11 protein-coding genes, 1 tRNA gene and 2 pseudogenes are annotated in these 16,507 nt (G+C 53.1%); 9 read left to right on the top strand and 5 right to left on the bottom strand.

Features of this window, described 5'->3' with window-relative positions; genetic code table 11:
- The first annotated feature begins 763 nt into the window (after positions 1-763).
- The 5 genes from uvrY to ACTBDZ_RS07945 all read left to right on the top strand — a co-directional run bounded on the left by uvrY (position 764) and on the right by ACTBDZ_RS07945 (position 4,595).
- The gene (uvrY, locus tag ACTBDZ_RS07965) at positions 764-1,420 is read left to right on the top strand and encodes a UvrY/SirA/GacA family response regulator transcription factor (protein ID WP_438814928.1); all 657 of its coding nucleotides are present in this window, start codon (positions 764-766) and stop codon (positions 1,418-1,420) included.
- A gap of 24 nt (positions 1,421-1,444) precedes the next feature.
- The gene (gene uvrC / locus ACTBDZ_RS07960; protein ID WP_438814927.1) at positions 1,445-3,277 is read left to right on the top strand and encodes an excinuclease ABC subunit UvrC; all 1,833 of its coding nucleotides are present in this window, start codon (positions 1,445-1,447) and stop codon (positions 3,275-3,277) included.
- Between the two features lie 54 nt (positions 3,278-3,331).
- Positions 3,332-3,880, top strand: coding sequence for a CDP-diacylglycerol--glycerol-3-phosphate 3-phosphatidyltransferase (gene pgsA / locus ACTBDZ_RS07955; protein WP_438814926.1), 549 nt, complete (start codon positions 3,332-3,334; stop codon positions 3,878-3,880).
- 172 nt (positions 3,881-4,052) lie between these two features.
- A tRNA-Gly gene (locus ACTBDZ_RS07950) sits at positions 4,053-4,128 on the top strand.
- A gap of 218 nt (positions 4,129-4,346) precedes the next feature.
- Positions 4,347-4,595 (top strand): hypothetical protein, encoded by a 249-nt coding sequence (locus tag ACTBDZ_RS07945; RefSeq protein ID WP_438814925.1) that lies wholly within the window; start codon positions 4,347-4,349, stop codon positions 4,593-4,595.
- A 46-nt stretch (positions 4,596-4,641) separates the two neighbouring features.
- On the opposite strand, the gene ACTBDZ_RS07940 is transcribed toward ACTBDZ_RS07945, so the two are convergent.
- The 5 genes and pseudogenes from ACTBDZ_RS07940 to ACTBDZ_RS07920 form a co-directional block, all read right to left on the bottom strand.
- Positions 4,642-5,238, bottom strand: coding sequence for an Ig-like domain-containing protein (locus ACTBDZ_RS07940; protein WP_438814924.1), 597 nt, complete (start codon positions 5,236-5,238; stop codon positions 4,642-4,644).
- On the bottom strand, positions 5,235-6,581 hold the full coding sequence (locus tag ACTBDZ_RS07935) for an Ig-like domain-containing protein (RefSeq protein ID WP_438814923.1): 1,347 nt from the start codon (positions 6,579-6,581) through the stop codon (positions 5,235-5,237). The genes ACTBDZ_RS07940 and ACTBDZ_RS07935 overlap by 4 nt, the downstream gene beginning before the upstream one ends.
- On the bottom strand, positions 6,496-7,797 hold the full coding sequence (locus ACTBDZ_RS07930) for an Ig-like domain-containing protein (protein WP_438814922.1): 1,302 nt from the start codon (positions 7,795-7,797) through the stop codon (positions 6,496-6,498). Before ACTBDZ_RS07930 ends, ACTBDZ_RS07935 begins: the two co-directional genes overlap by 86 nt.
- Positions 7,688-9,388 (bottom strand): annotated as a pseudogene (locus ACTBDZ_RS07925) (Ig-like domain-containing protein); the annotation flags it as partial. The pseudogene ACTBDZ_RS07925 and the gene ACTBDZ_RS07930, both read right to left, overlap by 110 nt.
- 66 nt (positions 9,389-9,454) lie before the next feature.
- Positions 9,455-11,737: an Ig-like domain-containing protein gene (locus ACTBDZ_RS07920; RefSeq protein WP_438814921.1), complete on the bottom strand. Its 2,283-nt coding sequence runs from the start codon at positions 11,735-11,737 to the stop codon at positions 9,455-9,457.
- A 754-nt stretch (positions 11,738-12,491) separates the two neighbouring features.
- Between ACTBDZ_RS07920 and ACTBDZ_RS07915 the strand changes: the two genes are divergently transcribed.
- The 4 genes and pseudogenes from ACTBDZ_RS07915 to ppnP all read left to right on the top strand — a co-directional run bounded on the left by ACTBDZ_RS07915 (position 12,492) and on the right by ppnP (position 16,142).
- Positions 12,492-13,532, top strand: a complete 1,041-nt coding sequence (locus tag ACTBDZ_RS07915) for a 5-methyltetrahydropteroyltriglutamate--homocysteine S-methyltransferase (RefSeq protein ID WP_438814920.1) — start codon at positions 12,492-12,494, stop codon at positions 13,530-13,532.
- Positions 13,533-13,966: 434 nt separating this feature from the next.
- Positions 13,967-14,981 (top strand): annotated as a pseudogene (locus ACTBDZ_RS07910) (type II asparaginase).
- A gap of 296 nt (positions 14,982-15,277) precedes the next feature.
- Positions 15,278-15,802 (top strand): shikimate kinase AroL, encoded by a 525-nt coding sequence (aroL, locus tag ACTBDZ_RS07905; protein WP_438814919.1) that lies wholly within the window; start codon positions 15,278-15,280, stop codon positions 15,800-15,802.
- Positions 15,803-15,857: 55 nt separating this feature from the next.
- Positions 15,858-16,142: a pyrimidine/purine nucleoside phosphorylase gene (gene ppnP / locus ACTBDZ_RS07900; protein WP_438814918.1), complete on the top strand. Its 285-nt coding sequence runs from the start codon at positions 15,858-15,860 to the stop codon at positions 16,140-16,142.
- Positions 16,143-16,507: the final 365 nt, after the last annotated feature.

The raw sequence follows: 16,507 nt of genomic DNA, 5'->3' as shown, positions 1-16,507 counted from the left end.
GTATCGGTGCTATGCTCGACATCGCTCAGTCCGGTTGATGATTTGGGATCTTTATCGATTGATCAGATCGCTCAACTCGGACTGAGTTCCCTTCAGGTGATCTACTATTCGGAACAGTTATTTAGGGAAGTAATGATGCTTTTCTGTTTGTAACGCAACTTTTTTATCTTTTTTAACTAACAAGGCTCGCATTATGTATTGTGAATAATGACTGCGCGATGAAAAGAAAATGTAAAGGCTGTTTAAATTAACACATGTGCGATTTTTTATTGCCGTGTATAGCAAGAGTCCAATACCAAGCCAATGAACACGGCGTGCTCAATCCACTGAATAACGAATAAAACCACTCTCTTACCGCGGCAACATCAAATTTATGTGGCATGGCTGTGACTGATGTGTATCATGATGTTTTAGGTATTTTGTTGCTCCGATTCAGCGACACTGGGTTATTGTTGCTATATACGTCGATATACCCGTCATACTTCACGTTGCATGCGCGGTCGCTACGTTTGTTGCTCCCAATCACTGACTTTAGAAAGTGTCAGGATTAATGAACTTCGTTTCTGACGTTCACCTTTCGGCCAAGTGCAGAGGCTGCTCGAACGTGTAACAAACGTTTTTTCTCGTTTGTCGCTGTCCTGCAACGGGAATTATTTAGCGTGTAAGTGTGAAATGTCGCTGTTTTATAATTTTCTCAAAAAATTGTCGCTTCCATCTGCGGTTGCGTGGTGTTCAGCGTTACACCCTTTTCGGAGAATAATTTTTGATTAGCGTTTTTCTTGTAGATGACCATGAACTGGTGCGAACAGGGATAAGGCACATTCTCGACGACACCAAAGGGTTAAAGGTGGTTGGCGAGGCGCACTGTGGTGAAGATGCGGTTAAGTGGTGCCGTCAGCATCCCGTCGATGTCGTCTTGATGGACATGAACATGCCTGGAATCGGTGGGCTGGAAGCCACGCGCAAGATAGCGCGTTTTGCGCCTGCAATTAAAATTATCATGCTAACCATTTACACCGAGAATCCATTACCTGCTAAAGCCATGCAGGCGGGTGCTGCGGGTTACCTCAGCAAGGGGGCTGCGCCGCAGGAAGTGATTTGTGCCATTCGCGCGGTGCATGCGGGCCGTCGTTATATTGCTTCTGATATTGCACAACGTATGGCATTGAGCCAATTGGCTCCGCACACCGAAACCCCGCTGGCATGTTTGTCTGAACGTGAATTACAAATTATGATGATGATCACTCAGGGGCAAAAGGTCACGGAAATTTCCGAACGGTTAAGCCTGAGTCCGAAAACCGTAAACAGTTACCGTTACCGCATGTTTAGCAAACTGAATGTGAGTGGTGATGTTGAGTTGACACATTTGGCTATCCGCCACGGATTGTTTAACGCGGAGCCGTCCATGAGCAGTGAATAACAGGCAGTGAGCGAAGGTTAAGCAGTGAGTGAACATTTCGATTCCCCCGCGTTTTTAAAAACTGTCACCAGCCAGCCTGGTGTATACCGTATGTACGATGAGAGCAACACGGTCATCTATGTCGGGAAAGCAAAAGATCTAAAAAAGCGCCTCGCAAGCTATTTTCGCAGCAACGTTGCCAGCCGTAAGACGGAAGCGCTGGTGAAGGCTATTCATCAGATTGATGTCACCATCACCCATACAGAAACCGAAGCGCTGCTGCTTGAACACAACTACATCAAGCTATATCAGCCGCGCTATAACGTATTGCTGCGTGATGATAAATCGTACCCGATGATCTTTCTCAGTGGCGATACCCACCCACGATTAGCCGTCCATCGCGGTGCCAAGCACGCCAAAGGGGAATATTTTGGCCCCTTTCCAAACGGCAATGCCGTGCGTGAAACGCTGGTATTGCTGCAAAAGCTTTTTCCTATTCGCCAGTGCGAAAACAGTGTGTATCGAAACCGCTCGCGGCCATGTCTTCAGTATCAGATTGGGCGTTGCCTTGGCCCCTGTGTCGCGGGGTTGGTCAGTGAAGAAGACTACCATCAGCAGGTAGAATATGTGCGGCTTTTTCTCTCAGGCAAAGATCAGCAGGTGCTCAATCAACTGGTCGCGCGTATGGAAGCGGCCAGCCGTCAGTTGGATTTCGAAGAAGCGGCACGTATACGCGATCAGATTCAGGCGGTGCGTCGCGTCACCGAAAAACAATTTGTTTCGGGCGATGGCGAAGATCTGGACGTGATTGGCGTTTCCTTCGATGCCGGTATGGCCTGTGTGCATGTGCTCTTTATTCGTCAAGGCAAAGTGCTGGGGAGCCGTAGTTATTTCCCAAAAGTACCGGCCGGAACGGAGCTGGCGGAAGTGGTACAGACGTTTGTAGGGCAGTTCTATCTGCAAGGCAGTTTGTCGCGCACGCTGCCGAGCGAAATCTTGTTGGATTTTGCGTTGCCAGAGAAAGAGGTATTAGCAGAATCACTGTCTGAGGTCGCGGGGCGACGTATTCATATCCAAACCAAACCGCGCGGCGATCGCGCCCGCTATTTGAAACTGGCGCGCACCAATGCGGCCACGGCATTGGTAACCAAGCTCTCGCAGCAATCCACTATCCACCAGCGCTTAAAAGCGTTGGCTGAGGTGCTTCATCTGGAAAACATTGCGCGTATGGAGTGTTTTGATATCAGCCATACCATGGGGGAGCAGACAGTGGCGTCCTGCGTGGTGTTTGATGCTAATGGGTCGTTGCGTTCGGAGTATCGTCGTTACAACATCAGTGGCATCACGCCGGGGGATGACTATGCGGCCATGAACCAGGTTCTGAAACGTCGCTATGGTAAAGCGTTGGAAGAGAGCAAAATTCCCGACGTGATTGTTATCGATGGCGGAAAGGGCCAATTGGGGCAGGCGCTCGCGGTGTTCGATGAGCTGGATGTGCCGTGGGATAAACGCAAACCGCTGCTGCTTGGCGTCGCCAAGGGGACAGAGCGCAAGGCGGGATTGGAAACGCTGTTTTTCGAAGCGACCGGGGAAGGGATCGCCTTACCGGCGGATTCGCCAGCGCTGCACGTTATTCAGCATATTCGCGATGATTCGCACGATCACGCTATCGCTGGGCACCGAAAGAAACGGGCAAAAGTAAAAAACACCAGTTCTCTGGAACTGATTGAAGGGGTTGGGCCAAAACGTCGGCAAATGCTGCTGAAATACCTGGGTGGAATGCAGCCACTGTTAAATGCCAGCATTGATGACATTGCGAATGTGCCAGGAATTTCGCATGCATTGGCAGAAAAAATCTTTCATGCATTGAAACACTAGGGACAATGTAGCAACATATCCACCAACCGATACCAGCCAAAGTAGCCAATCCCTATGCAATTGAACATACCAACATTGCTAACTCTGTTTCGCGTTGTCCTTATTCCATTCTTTGTGCTGGCATTTTATCTCCCTTTTAATTGGGCACCTCTGCTGTGCGCCTTTATTTTTGTGGTCGCGGCGGTTACCGACTGGTTTGATGGTTTTCTGGCGCGCCGTTTGAAGCAAACCACGCGCTTTGGTGCCTTTCTCGATCCGGTGGCTGACAAGATGATGGTTGCGGTGGCATTGGTGCTGGTGGCCGAGCATTACCATGCGTGGTGGATAACCTTGCCAGCCGCCACGATGATTGCGCGAGAAATCATTATTTCCGCTCTGCGCGAATGGATGGCTGAGATTGGCAAACGCAGTCACGTTGCGGTGTCTTGGGTAGGAAAGGTGAAAACAACGGCGCAAATGCTGGCACTGGTTGGTCTACTCTGGCGCCCTGAGCGTATGGTCGAAGGCGCGGGCATTATCGCGCTCTACATTGCCGCCGTGTTGACCTTTTGGTCCATGTTCCAGTATTTGAGTGCCGCGTGGCGTGATTTGCTGGATTCCTGACCTCTACGTCGTAAAAAACAGCAATTGATGAGCGTTAAGGGATAATTTTATTGACTGGTCAGGGTAGGTCAGTAAAATGCTCGCCATGGACAGGTTGGTGGCCAACGCTAACCGAGTAACACTGTATATTAATCTTATATAGTGTTGCGATGTTCAGTGTTTATAGCATGATGCGGGAATAGCTCAGTTGGTAGAGCACGACCTTGCCAAGGTCGGGGTCGCGAGTTCGAGTCTCGTTTCCCGCTCCAACATTTAAAGAACCGAAAGGTTCTTTTTTTGTTTTTGCCTTATCGCAGCGCCGTTTATCCCATTATTCTTGCACATCCCTTTTGGGGAGTCCTCCTAAGTGCTCGCCTTCTGCATCAGAAAAAATCCTGATCGTTGTCATCCTTGTTAACTATACCCCCTTATTCTAGCCATCGTGGTTTCGAGGGTCTTTCTTTATAAAACGGCAAAAGGAATTGACATGATGGATAAGAACTGGCGGTTCCCCTGCGGCACATCTGCCGGCAAACAAACCAATAGCGAGGATGCCATGGTTCGAGAGCGGTGTGACTTTATTAAAGCCGGATTGGTAGCTACTGCTGCTGTGGTGTTACCCAGTTTTGCCACCGGCGCTATCGACGCAACTCAGCCTCGGATAAAAAACGTGCTTATCATCAATGCACATCAGACTTATTCTGGGTCACGTATTCAATGTGTTGCTCCGCAATAAAAATAGTATTCATGCTCTATGTTCTCTTCATGCATTCAGGCTGGTTTTAAACACCTTTTTTGCATGCCAGACTATGTAGCAATACACTCATTGAATACGTGACCCTAACCTGCATGCTGCCATCACTTAATCCAGACAGAGCATTGGGCGGAATGGTTGCACTCCACAACCCGCCCGCCAAGGTAGTGCCAGTGGTGGTGTAGCTGCCACCGATGGTGCCGCCAGCTTGCAGTTCGGCCAGATTGAGCTGGTTGTCGGTAAACAGGGGGTTCACAGAGAGCGTGGGCAGCGCTTGCGTTTTCAACGTAATATCCAGCGTATCGCTGCTGCTGTTACCTGCGCTGTCGGTGGTTTTGGCTTTCAGAGTGGCGGTGCCATCCCCTAACGCTAGCAGATCGCTGGCAGAGAGCGTGGTCTGCCAGACCCCGTTGCTGTTAGTGACGGCAGTGTAAACGCTATTGCCAACGGTAAGGGTAACGTACAATCCCGCTTTCCCTTTACCGCTGATGGGCACCCCCGCCAATGCGGTTGCCAGGCCGATATCGCCGGGCGTAACCAGTGCATCAATTTCCAGCAGCGGCGGTGTGGTGTCCACGGTGATGCTGTGGCTATTGCTGGCCGGGTTGTTTGCAATATCACTCACGTTGTCGGTAATGGGTTGCTGGCCCTGTGGCAGAGCCTGCACATCGTTGGCGGGTACTGTGGTGCTCCACCATCGCTGCCGACCGTGGCCAGATAGGTTTTGCCGTTCAGCGATACGCTAACGCTGCGCCCCGGTGTGACATGGGTGGTTGAACCGCTGATGGTCATTGGACTACCGGCGTCCTGCGCGTTAACCACATCGTCACCGGAAACCGTAGAGATCGCGATGGTGGGCATATCCGCCGCTTGTGCAATCACATTCAGCGTATGGCTGTTGCTGGCAGGGTTACCGCCTTTGTCGCTGACGGTGAGCTTGCCATCCGGCAGTTCGCTAACGTCCAACGCGGGGACTTCAACGTTCCAAGTGCCGTTTGCCAGTACCGTGGCGCTGTAGGGTTTGCCATTCAGCGTTAGCGTAACGGTTTGTCCTTGTTCGATGTGCGTGCTAGTGCCACTCAAGGTCAATGCCTGCGTGGCTTCTTGCGCATTGAGGTAATCATCGCCTGATAAGGTACCGATAGCCACAGTGGGGGCTTGTGTGAAATCGGTATCCAGAGTGACATCACGCGTGGCGCTGCCGCTATTGCCTGCCGCATCAACCATGGTGGCGACGACAGTGGTAATACCGTTGGCACTGCCTGCCAGATCGCCGGCGGAAACGGTGATTTGCCAGGTGCCATCACTGAGCGCCGTGCCCTGATAGATTTGCCCGTTGAAGGTGATACGAATCACCACCGTTTGACCACTGTCGTTAACAGGAGAGGTACCGCTGATCACCAGCGGTTGCAGACTGTCGGCGATATTGGTGATGTCATCACTGCTGATCGCATTCATGGTCAGCTCCGGGGGCGTTAAATCAATGTTGACGCTGCCGTTAGCCGTTGAGGTATTCCCCGCAGCATCAGTAACGGTGACGGAAATCGATGTCACCCCGTCGCTGAGTTGGGTCAGGACATTGGCGGGCAGCGCTAATTGCCAGTGACCGCTGCTGTTCACTGTGCCGATAAACGTATCGCTGCCGATCGTCACTTTCACGGCTTGACCGGCACCGCTGATGCCTGTGGTGCCCGTCAGCGTTTGTCCGGCTTGTGCTTCGCTCTGGTTGAGGTAGCCGTTGCCAAAAGGCGCGTCCAGGGTGGCCTGTGGCGGTTGATTGATACTCACCTGCAAGGTTTGGCTGTTGGTAACCGTTTTGCCGACCTGGTCGGTGGCAATGGTGCTGACGGTAAGCGTGCCATCGCCCAGAACGGTCAGGTCGCTACCGGGGATCGTTGCCGTTTGCCTGCACGATGGCAGAGTAGGCTTTGCCGTTGAGCAACACGGTAATGCTGGCTCCGGCGGCAATATTGCTGCTGCTGCCGCTGATCGTAATACCGTCCGCTGCTTCCTGAGCATTGAGTCGGTTATCCCCGGTGATGGCGGCTATCGCAAGCACGCTGGTGTTGGTATTGATGGTAATCGGCTGGCTGGCACTGGCGGTGTTACCAGAGGTGTCGGAAACGGTGGCGCTCAAAGTCTGGGTGCCGTTAACCAGTTGGCTCATATCCAGCAACGGGATGGTGGTGCTCCAGGTACCGTTGGACTGCACGATGGCGCTGTAGGGTTTACCATTAAACGTCAGTGTTACCGTTTGGCCCGCTTCCACATTGAGTGTGGTGCCGCTGAGCGTTTGGCTACTTTGAATTTCTGCGCCATCGATGATGTTATCAAACGCCACGTTACCCAAGGTAATACGCGGGGCATGTTGTGCGCTGGCATCCACGGTGATGGTGCGCGTTACGGTGCTGCTGTTACCTGCGGCATCGCTCAGCGTGGCACTGAGCGTGTAGGTACCATCGCTCAATGCGCCCAGATCGGCGGCGCTCAGCGCGACAGACCATTGGCCGTCTGCGCCGACGGTGCCGCTGTAGGATTTACCGTTAAACGTCACTGTGACCGTGCGGCCCGCTTCCGCCGTAGACGCGTTACCGGTTAGGTTTTGCGCCGTTAAAACTTCGCTCTGGTTAAGAATATTGTCTGTCGCCAGGTTGCCCAGCGATAACGTCGGCGGGGTGCGATCAACGGTGATGGTTTGCGTCAGGGTGCTCTGGTTGCCCGCCGCATCTTTAACCACGATGGATAGCGGCGCGCTGCCTTCTGGCAGCGTCTGCAACGCTGACGGCGGTAGCGTCACGCTCCAGCTTCCGGTGGGGGTTACGGTTGCGGCATGTTCTGTTCCGCCAAGCGTTACAGTTACAGTTTGTCCGGGTGTGGTAAGCCCGGTAGTACCGCCTAGCGTTTGCGTACTGCCTGCCTCTACCGCATTCAGCACTCCGTCGCCAAAACACCGGGTTGAGCGTGGCGCTGGGCAGCGTGTGGATAAACACGCCGACTGCGTGGCTGCCGCTGAGCGTATTGCCGGCACTGTCCACGGTGCTGAAGGTGAGGGTGGTCGTGCCGTCAACCAACTGCTGCAGATCGGCCGCGGGAAGCTGGACGCTCCATTTCCCGTCTGCCGTTGTGGTACCGGTGTAGGTTTTGCCGTGCAGACTGAGGATGACAGACGTGCCGGCTGCCACATTCTGGCTGGAGCCAGTAACCGTGATATTTTGCGCCACTTCACTCAGGTTGAGCTTGTCATCACCGGTGACCGGATCGATGGCGATGCCGCTCAACGCGGTATTCACCTCGAAGCTGTGAGTTGCCGAGGAGGGGTTGCCGCTCTTGTCCTGTGCGCTGACCTCCAGCGTGTGCTGCCCTTGTGCCAACTGTGCCAGGTCTGTCGCAGACACGCTAACCTGCCAGTGCCCCTGATTGTCTACGGTGGTGAGGTAGGTTTTGCCATTCAGGATGACGGTGACCGTTTGTCCTGCTTCCAGATTGAGGCTGGAACCGCTGAGGATTTGCGCAGCCTTGATTTCAGCGCCGTCGATGATGTTATTACCGGTTACGGCATTAACGGTAAGCACGGGCAGGTTGGCGACGTTAGCATCCAAAGTGACCTGTCCGTTGGCGGTAGTGCTATTGCTCGCAGCGTCGGAGACGGTAGCGCTGTGGGTGTAAGTGCCATCGCCCATCGCTTGCAGATCGGTGCTTTGCACCGTCACGTTCCAGCTGCCATCGGCCTGAACGGTAGCAGAATATTGCTTGCCGTTGAATGTCACCAGTACGCTACGCCCCGCTTCTGTCAGTGACGCGTTACCGGATATCACCTGGTTGCTCTGGCTTTCGGCGTAATTGATGACACCATCGAGGGTGATCGGTTTTAGCGTCAATGTGGGGGGGACCCGATCCACGGTGACGATGCTGGATACTTCGCTGCTGTTGCCTGCGACATCGGTTGCCGTCACGCGCAGCGGCTGTGACCCGGCAGAGAGCACTTGAAGGTCGGCGGCGGGAAGGTCTGCGCGCCAGTTACCTTGCGCATCCACGGTAGCCTGATAGGTTTTGCCGTTCAGCGTGAGCACTACACTCTGTCCGCTACCGCTCACACCGGTTTTGCCGATCACCGCTTGGCCGCTTGCGGCTTCGGTGGCATTCAGCACATTATCCCCATCCCCAAAGGGCGTTTCCATTGACGGTTGCGGCACGTTGTGGATGTGTACATCCAGATTACGCTGGGCGGTAACCGGCTCGTCACCGGGGTTGGAAACGCTGGCATGGATCACGGTAGTGCCATCTTGCAGCGCGAACAGTGCCTCACTGGGAATGGTCACACTCCAACTGCCGTCCGCCGCCGTGGTGGTGGTGTATTCGACGCCGTTCAGGGTGACGGTTTGATCGATGGTGACGTTGACCGTGATGCCGCTGACGGTCAGCGGTTGTGACGCTTCCACCTGGTTCAGTTGGTTATCCATGGCAACAATGCTGATGGAGATGCTGTCGTTGCTGATATCGACATCGCTCCAGGAGGTGCCACTGCCATTGTTCCCCGCTGTATCGCTGACCGCCGTGGTGATGGCAATCGGACCTTCCGGCAGGTCCGCCATATGGTCGGCGGGTACGCTGACCCACCACTTGCCGTCACTGTTGACGGTGGCGAAATAGGTCTTGGTATGTAGCTGGATAGTGACCGTTTGCCCCGCTTCCACGTTGGTGGTGGAGCCGCTTAAAATCTGGCTGACCTTGCTTTCTGCGCCATTGACAACGTCATCTCCGGCGAAGTGATTAATGGTTATCGTCGGTAAGGAAGCAACGCCGTTATCGACGGTAAAGGTATGGGTCAGGGTGCTGATGTTTCAGGCCTTGTCACTCAGGGTGGCCGTGAGGGTGTGGGCGCCATTGGTCAGATCGCTCAAGTGGTTCGTTGGCAGGGTGATTTGCCAGTTGCCGCTGGGATCGACAATGGCGGTGTAGTCTTTGCCATTCAGCGTTACGGTGACGGTACGCCCGGCTTCGCTGGTAGAGGCGGTACCGTTGATGACTTGATTGGCGCCCAACTCGCTGTTGTTAAGGATGTCATCTTGCCCTACCGGGGAAAGCGTCAACGTGGGCGGCGTGGTGTCCACCGGCACGGGTTTGCTCAGGACATTTTTATTGCCTGCGGCGTCGCTCACCTCTACGGTGACGATGCTGTCGTTGCCGGAAGGCAAATTTTGCAAGCCGCTGCTGGGGATCTTCACCTGCCAATTGCCGCTGTTATCCACGGTGCCCGTATAGGCTTGGCCGCCGATGCTGACGGTAACGCTCTGGCCCGGCCCGGTTACGCCAGTGGTGCCTTTCAGCGTTTGATCCTCACCCGCTTCTGTGCCGTTAAGCACGCTGTCGTTAAACGGAGGTTCCAGCGTCGCGACAGGCAGCGTGTTAACGACAACTGTGATGGGGTGTGTTGTCGTCAGCGTGGTGCCGCCCAGTCCTGTCACGCTGGCACTGATGTCATAGCTGCGATCGGCATTAAATACCAAATCGCTACTGGGCACGCTGAAACTCCAACTGCCATTGTTGTTGGTAGTAGTCGTGTAAACATGCCCATTGAAGGTAATGGTGGCAGTTTGGCCCCCCGCCACATTCGCGGTGGTACCGGAAGGTAACAACGGCTGCGTGGCTTCAACGGCGTTCAACCGATCGTCCCCGGAGACGGTGTTGATGTTAATCGCTTCCGCCGCTCTGTTCACGGTGATGATCTGATCGGGTAGCGTAGTGGCATTGCCCGCTTTGTCCGTGATAGACGCAACCAGGGGATATGTGCCATCGGTGAGCGCTTGCAAATCCGTGGCAGACAATGGAATGCTCCAGGAACCGTCGCTATTGACGATGCCGCTGTAGGTTTTGCCGTTCAAGGTGACGGTGACACTCTGCCCAGCCTCGTTGGGTGAGGTAACGCCTGATAGGGTTTGCGTATTCTTTAATTCATCGGCGGTCAGGAAATCATCGCCGGTAAGCTTTTGTACCGTGAGGGTCGGCGGTGTGGTATCAACAATCAGTTCTCGGGTGATGCTGGTGCTGTTACCCGCCTTGTCCACGGTCACGATGGTCATCGTGTTTGCGCCTTCGCTCAGTGCTTGCAAATCTGCGCTGGAAAGTGGCAACTGCCATTTCCCCTCGTTATCGACGCTGGTGGTATAGGTTTTGCCGTTAAGTGTCACCGTAACCGTGAGCCCGGCTTCGCCGCGGCCGCTCAGCATTTGGCCTTGTGCTTGATCCGCGGCATTGAGGTAGTTGTCGCCGGTGAGCATATTTTCTGTCAGGAACGGCGGTAACGTGTCTATTCCCAGCGCTACGGTTTGTTGATGTGTGCCGCCCTGAGCATCCGTTACGCTAACCTGAATCGGGTAGGTGCCATCTTCCAGCCCGGCAAATACGCTGGCGGGCAAGGTAATTTTCCAGGTGCCATCCTGTTCGACCTGCGTGGTATAGGTCAGGCCGTTAAAAACTATCGTGACCACCGCTCCTGGGGCCACATCTCGGGTGCTGCCGCTCAGCACCTGCGATTGGCCGAACTCCTCGCGGTTGAGGATATTGTCACTGGTCAGTGGATTAACGGTGAGGGACTGCGGCGGTGTAGACGGCCTGTCGTCATCGTTGCTGTTGGAGGCGGCGGCAATCACGCCGCCACCCAGCGCCACGGCACCGAGAATGCCACCGATGGCTGCGGCCGAGAGCACACTGGTGCTAGCACTGTGTAACAGCAGTGAGGAAATGTCGGTGAGAACATCATATTCGGGAATAAGGGGTATCGTCTCCCCTGCGCTGAGCGCTGCCGCATCGCAGGGGGCGCTGGAGAAATGGATATGCGTCAGACGAGTGCCATCATCAAACACCAGTTCGCTGTGATAGCCCTCGGCATCAATCAAGAAGAAGCGTTGATAGCGCACAATAGTGCCATCTTGCATGTGCAAGATGAGATCGTCGCCCTGGCGCTCGTAGCGAGCAACACGGTCTGGTGAACCGGGGATTCTCACCGTGCTGCTGTGCTGCAATACGATATCCGTTACGTCGGGTGAAACGTGCTGAACGATATTTCCACTGCCGCGGCGATCCGTGATACCGATATACCCTTGGACAACGTTGCTCTCTGCCATGATTCACCTTCTTCTCGCTCGTCACTGAGGTCTGAACGGGTATATGCGTAGATATGCTCCGTTCAATGCGGGGCTCCAGGAAAAGGGGAGCGCTAAAGCATTACCTGGTGAAGAAAAGGTGAAACACAACTACGCCAGATGCGTGCGCGCGTCAGGCGATGACGTGCGAGAAAATGCGCTTATCGCTTATTTTTTTGAGTGTTTTTTGTTATGTATTGCTGATGTTTTTGTGTATCTGAGTAATAGGTATAGGAGTGCTTTTTGTAAAGATCCACACGATTGGACATGTTTCGACATGAAAGTGTAAGTTTTTTCTTAAGATAATGAGGAGCAGTGTTGGTAACATGTTTCTACCTGTTGTGTATTTTTTTAATTAATTCATATTGTTATTTATTAATTGTCGATATCGGCTCTCTGTCGGGTTGATGTTGTGGTGATGTATATATAATGAATGTTAATGTTTATTTATTGTTATTTTTTTATTTCCATTTTGTCTTCTTCAAGAAAGCTGCCTAACATTGTCATTATCTGCATTTGCCTTCCTGTTTCGTCTTGGATTCTGATCCGCTCCCCTGATTGTTGGAATTTGATGCAATATGCATTTTTTTTGCATGAAAAGTGAAGTTTGCATTTGCTGCTCTGTGGGGAGCATGGTAGGAATGATGCCGTTTGTGTGCAGCCAACTTTGCACACGCCAAGGTTGCTACAACAGACGTTTGGAAGAAACGTTATTCAAATAACAGGATCCGTTATCATGAGTCGTACAATACAAAAATACCCGCCGTTTCATGCCGATCATGTCGGGAGCCTGCTTCGCCCTGCCTGCCTGAAACGCGCGCGCTCGGCGTTCGTGGCGGGCAAGCTGACGCGTCCACAACTGACACAACTGGAAGACGATGAAGTCAGACGCGTTGTGGAGCAGCAAAAGGCCTGCGGTATTCATGTGATTACCGATGGCGTGCTGCGCCGAACCGGCGGGCATTACGATTTTTTTGCCCATCTGCATGGTATCGCCGGTCCGGTGGGGGAGCAGGATTATTGTATGACGCGGCAAGAGATGGCGACTTGCCGCCTTCAAGTTGTGGGGCCGGTCTCATTTAACCCCGAGCACCCATTTTTGGCGCATTACCGTTTTTTGCATCAGGCCGTGGGTGACGATCCTCAGGCTGTCGCCAAGCAGACGCTGCCAAGCCCCTGCATGTTGATGTATCGCTCTTTGCGCCAAAATGGTGTCTATCAGGCGTTGGATGCCTACTGCGACGATTTAGCGCAGGTATATGTTCAGGCGCTGCACGCTTTTTATGCCCAGGGCTGTCGTTACCTGCAACTGGATGATACGTTCTGGAGCCTGTTTGGCGATGTCGCGGCGATCCGCGCCGAACTGGATGATGGCACCGATCCCTATCAGCTCATTGAGCACTGCGTTTCTTTGCTTAACCGCATTATGCAGGATAAGCCAAAGGATATGTATATCAGCCTGCACGTGTGCAGTGGCGATCTGGATACCAAAATCCTGCACCGTAATCCCTTTGCCGATGTTATTGCCAAAGCGTTGGGCCGCTTGAACGTGAATAGCCTTTTTCTGGAGTATGCGGATGCGCATTTCAGCGGATTGGAAACGCTGCGTGCTATCGGAGCACAAACCGTGGTGCTCGGCGTTATCACGTCCGAAACCGGAGAACTGGAGGATGCGCGCAGCATCAAGCGTCGAATTAATGACGCCTCACTCTACTTACCGCTAAACCAATTAGCATTGAGCCCGATGTGCGGATTTGCCTCAGCCGAGAGCGCCTAATGGCTGACGGAGGAGCAGCAATGGAACAAACTGCGCCACGTGGTCGATCTCGCCCATGAAATCTGGGTGATGTCGGAGTAGCGCGTTTCACTCCTACCGCTATCTGCGGGTGTATCACGGCAGATACCCCTCTCTTTCCCTCAGGCGCAACCCTTACATGCGCCTTGCATATTTACTTCCTTTTGCATTTTTTTCATTGGGTTATTGCCAATTTGCGATCCCGCAAACGATACCGCTTCTCACACTCGGGGCAAGATGAGCTGCTTCGGAATCATTGAGAGGTAAATATCAATATAGGCAACGTTTATACGCGTTAAAACTATTTAATTTATAGGGAAATGCTGCTGTGGCAGGCAGTAGTGGCATTTTATTGTTCATGCACTGAAGAGTGGATAACTGTGATGAAAAGGATAGTGAGATCGCTGTTAGTGGTGATGGTGGTGTGTTTTTCCGCGTTAGCGGGTGCGGCGGAAAAATTACCCCATATCGTGATCCTGGCAACTGGCGGCACCATTGCCGGTTCCGCTGCGGCAAACACGCAAACGACCGGATACAAGGCCGGTGCATTGGGGGTTGATACCCTGATTAACGCCGTTCCTGAGTTAAAAACGTTGGCAACCATTAGCGGTGAGCAGGTGGCGAACATTGGCAGCGAGAACATGACCAGTGACGTGTTGCTGACGCTGAGTCACCGCGTCAATGCGTTGTTGGCGCGCGACGATGTCGATGGCGTGGTCATTACGCACGGTACGGATACCCTGGATGAATCACCGTATTTTCTGCAACTGACGGTGAAAAGTGACAAGCCGGTGGTGTTCGTGGCAGCGATGCGTCCTGCCACCGCCATCAGCGCAGATGGTCCGATGAACCTGTACGGTGCCGTTAAAGTGGCGGCGGATAAAAATGCGCGCGGTCGTGGGGTGATGGTGGTGTTGAACGATCGCATCGGCTCTGCGCGTTTTATCAGTAAAACCAATGCGTCCGCTGGATACCTTCAAGGCGCCAGAAGAGGGGTATTTAGGCACGATCGTCGGCGATCGCGTCTACTTCAACAATCGTTTGGACAAAATCCACACAACGCGCTCTGTGTTTGACATCGCCGACGTTAAAACGCTGCCTCGCGTCGATATTATCTATGGTTATCAAGACGACCCCGAGTATATGTATGATGCGGCCATCACTCACGGCGTGCAAGGTATCGTCTACGCCGGAATGGGCGCCGGCAGCGTTTCCAAACGCAGCGACGCGGGCATCCGTAAAGCGCTCAATAAGGGAATCGTAGTGGTACGTTCTACGCGTACCGGCAGTGGTGTTGTCCCGCCCGATGCCAGCCAGCCTGGTCTGGTTTCGGATTCGCTCAACCCGGCAAAATCGCGCATTTTGCTGATGTTGGCCTTGAGCAAAACGCATAATGCCGATGTGATTCAGGAATATTTCCATACCTACTGATGCCTGAGTTGCATGTGGAAAAAATACCGCGCTATCGTTCCTGATGGGCGCACAGCGGGCTGCCACCCTTGGGGTGGCAGCCTTTCCTGCTCTTCCCTTTGTTATCTATTTCATTAAATCGTGCATTTACCCCGAAATAACAAACAACGTGGCGGTGATGCAAGGTAAGTCAGGATAGATATGCGGATTAGTCTTCAGAGGCTTTCTTGTTGTCATGCTTTATCGGTATGATGCCAACTGATATCGATTAATGCGTCCCGGAAACTGCCGGGAAAGTGAGAAGGGTAGGTCATTACATGTCACAGCCCATTTTTATGGTTGGGGCCAGAGGATGCGGTAAAACCACGGTCGGCAATGCGTTGGCGCGTGCGTTAGGTTATCAGTTTGCCGATACCGATCTGTTTATGCAGCAAACCAGCAAAATGAGTGTGGCAGAGGTGGTTGCCAATGAAGGGTGGCACGGTTTTCGCCAGCGAGAAAGCGTCGCCCTGCAACAAGTGACACAGTCGCGCTGTGTCATCGCTACTGGCGGAGGTATGGTGCTTTCACCGCAAAACCGTCAGTTTATGCGCTCGCAGGGGATCGTCATCTATTTGTTTGCCTCTGCGACGCTATTGGGCGATCGTCTGGAAGCCTGCCCTGAAGTGCATCAACGCCCCACCTTAACGGGACGTCCGATTGTTGACGAGATGGCCGACGTGCTGGCGGCGCGTGAGACGCTGTATCGCGATGTGGCACACCATGTGGTCGCAGCCTCTGCAACACCGAATGTTATCGTGACTGAGATCCTGCAAATGTTACGTGTTTCTGCCGCCTCATAAGCGGTTTTCGTCTGTTATTTCTTTTTTCTCGTTTCTGACCACAGGTGCTGTACTTATGTTGAATGTTAATGAATATTTTTCTGGAAAAGTGAAATCTATCGGTTTTGACAGTGACTCCATCGGCCGTGCCAGCGTGGGCGTAATGGAAGCGGGAGAGTACACCTTTGGTACTGGGCAGCCGGAAGAGATGACCGTTGTGAGCGGCGCGTTGACGGTAAAACTGCCGGGCAGCGATGAATGGCAAGTTTTCGGAACCGGTGCCGTATTTTCTGTGCCGGGCAACAGTGAGTTCTACCTGCAAGTGGCTGAACCGACCTCTTATCTGTGCAAATACCTCTGATTTATTGCCCCTGCATGCAGGGGCAACCCCACCTCGCCAACGGTATCAAAGCACCTTCATCTTGAAAAAACGTCCATAGTCAGGTTTTTATTCGGTCGCAGTTTCGTGGACCCTCGTCGTCGAAGAAACGCTTGTGGTGACCTATTGAAATTATCACCCTGTGCGCCAGGCCACTCATTGGCCGGGTAAACAGCGAATAACTCGCTCAATATTCATATCTTTTTCTTATATCTATTAATAAGCCGTCATTCCGCACCTGATTTTTCTTTTTTCGGGACTTGACGGTATTCTGAAGTTCTGAATTTATTACTGCTTTTTGCAGACCAATCAGCATGAGTACTCCCCACGTTACCATCCGTAACCTT

Source organism: Symbiopectobacterium sp., assembly GCF_051710365.1.
Classification (GTDB): Bacteria; Pseudomonadota; Gammaproteobacteria; order Enterobacterales; family Enterobacteriaceae; genus Symbiopectobacterium.
Note: the sequence above shows the minus strand (reverse complement) of the source record. Positions and strands in the feature narration are given on the sequence as shown.

Bases quoted from the DNA above. Each gene is read 5' to 3' on its own strand.
- ACTBDZ_RS07945 (WP_438814925.1), top strand. From the start codon at position 4,347: ATGATGGATAAGAACTGGCGGTTCCCCTGCGGCACATCTGCCGGCAAA.
- pgsA (WP_438814926.1), top strand. From the start codon at position 3,332: ATGCAATTGAACATACCAACATTGCTAACTCTGTTTCGCGTTGTCCTT.
- ACTBDZ_RS07915 (WP_438814920.1), top strand. From the start codon at position 12,492: ATGAGTCGTACAATACAAAAATACCCGCCGTTTCATGCCGATCATGTC.
- aroL (WP_438814919.1), top strand. From the start codon at position 15,278: ATGTCACAGCCCATTTTTATGGTTGGGGCCAGAGGATGCGGTAAAACC.
- ACTBDZ_RS07920 (WP_438814921.1), bottom strand. From the start codon at position 11,737: ATGGCAGAGAGCAACGTTGTCCAAGGGTATATCGGTATCACGGATCGC.
- ACTBDZ_RS07930 (WP_438814922.1), bottom strand. From the start codon at position 7,797: ATGTGGCAGCCGGCACGTCTGTCATCCTCAGTCTGCACGGCAAAACCT.
- ppnP (WP_438814918.1), top strand. From the start codon at position 15,858: ATGTTGAATGTTAATGAATATTTTTCTGGAAAAGTGAAATCTATCGGT.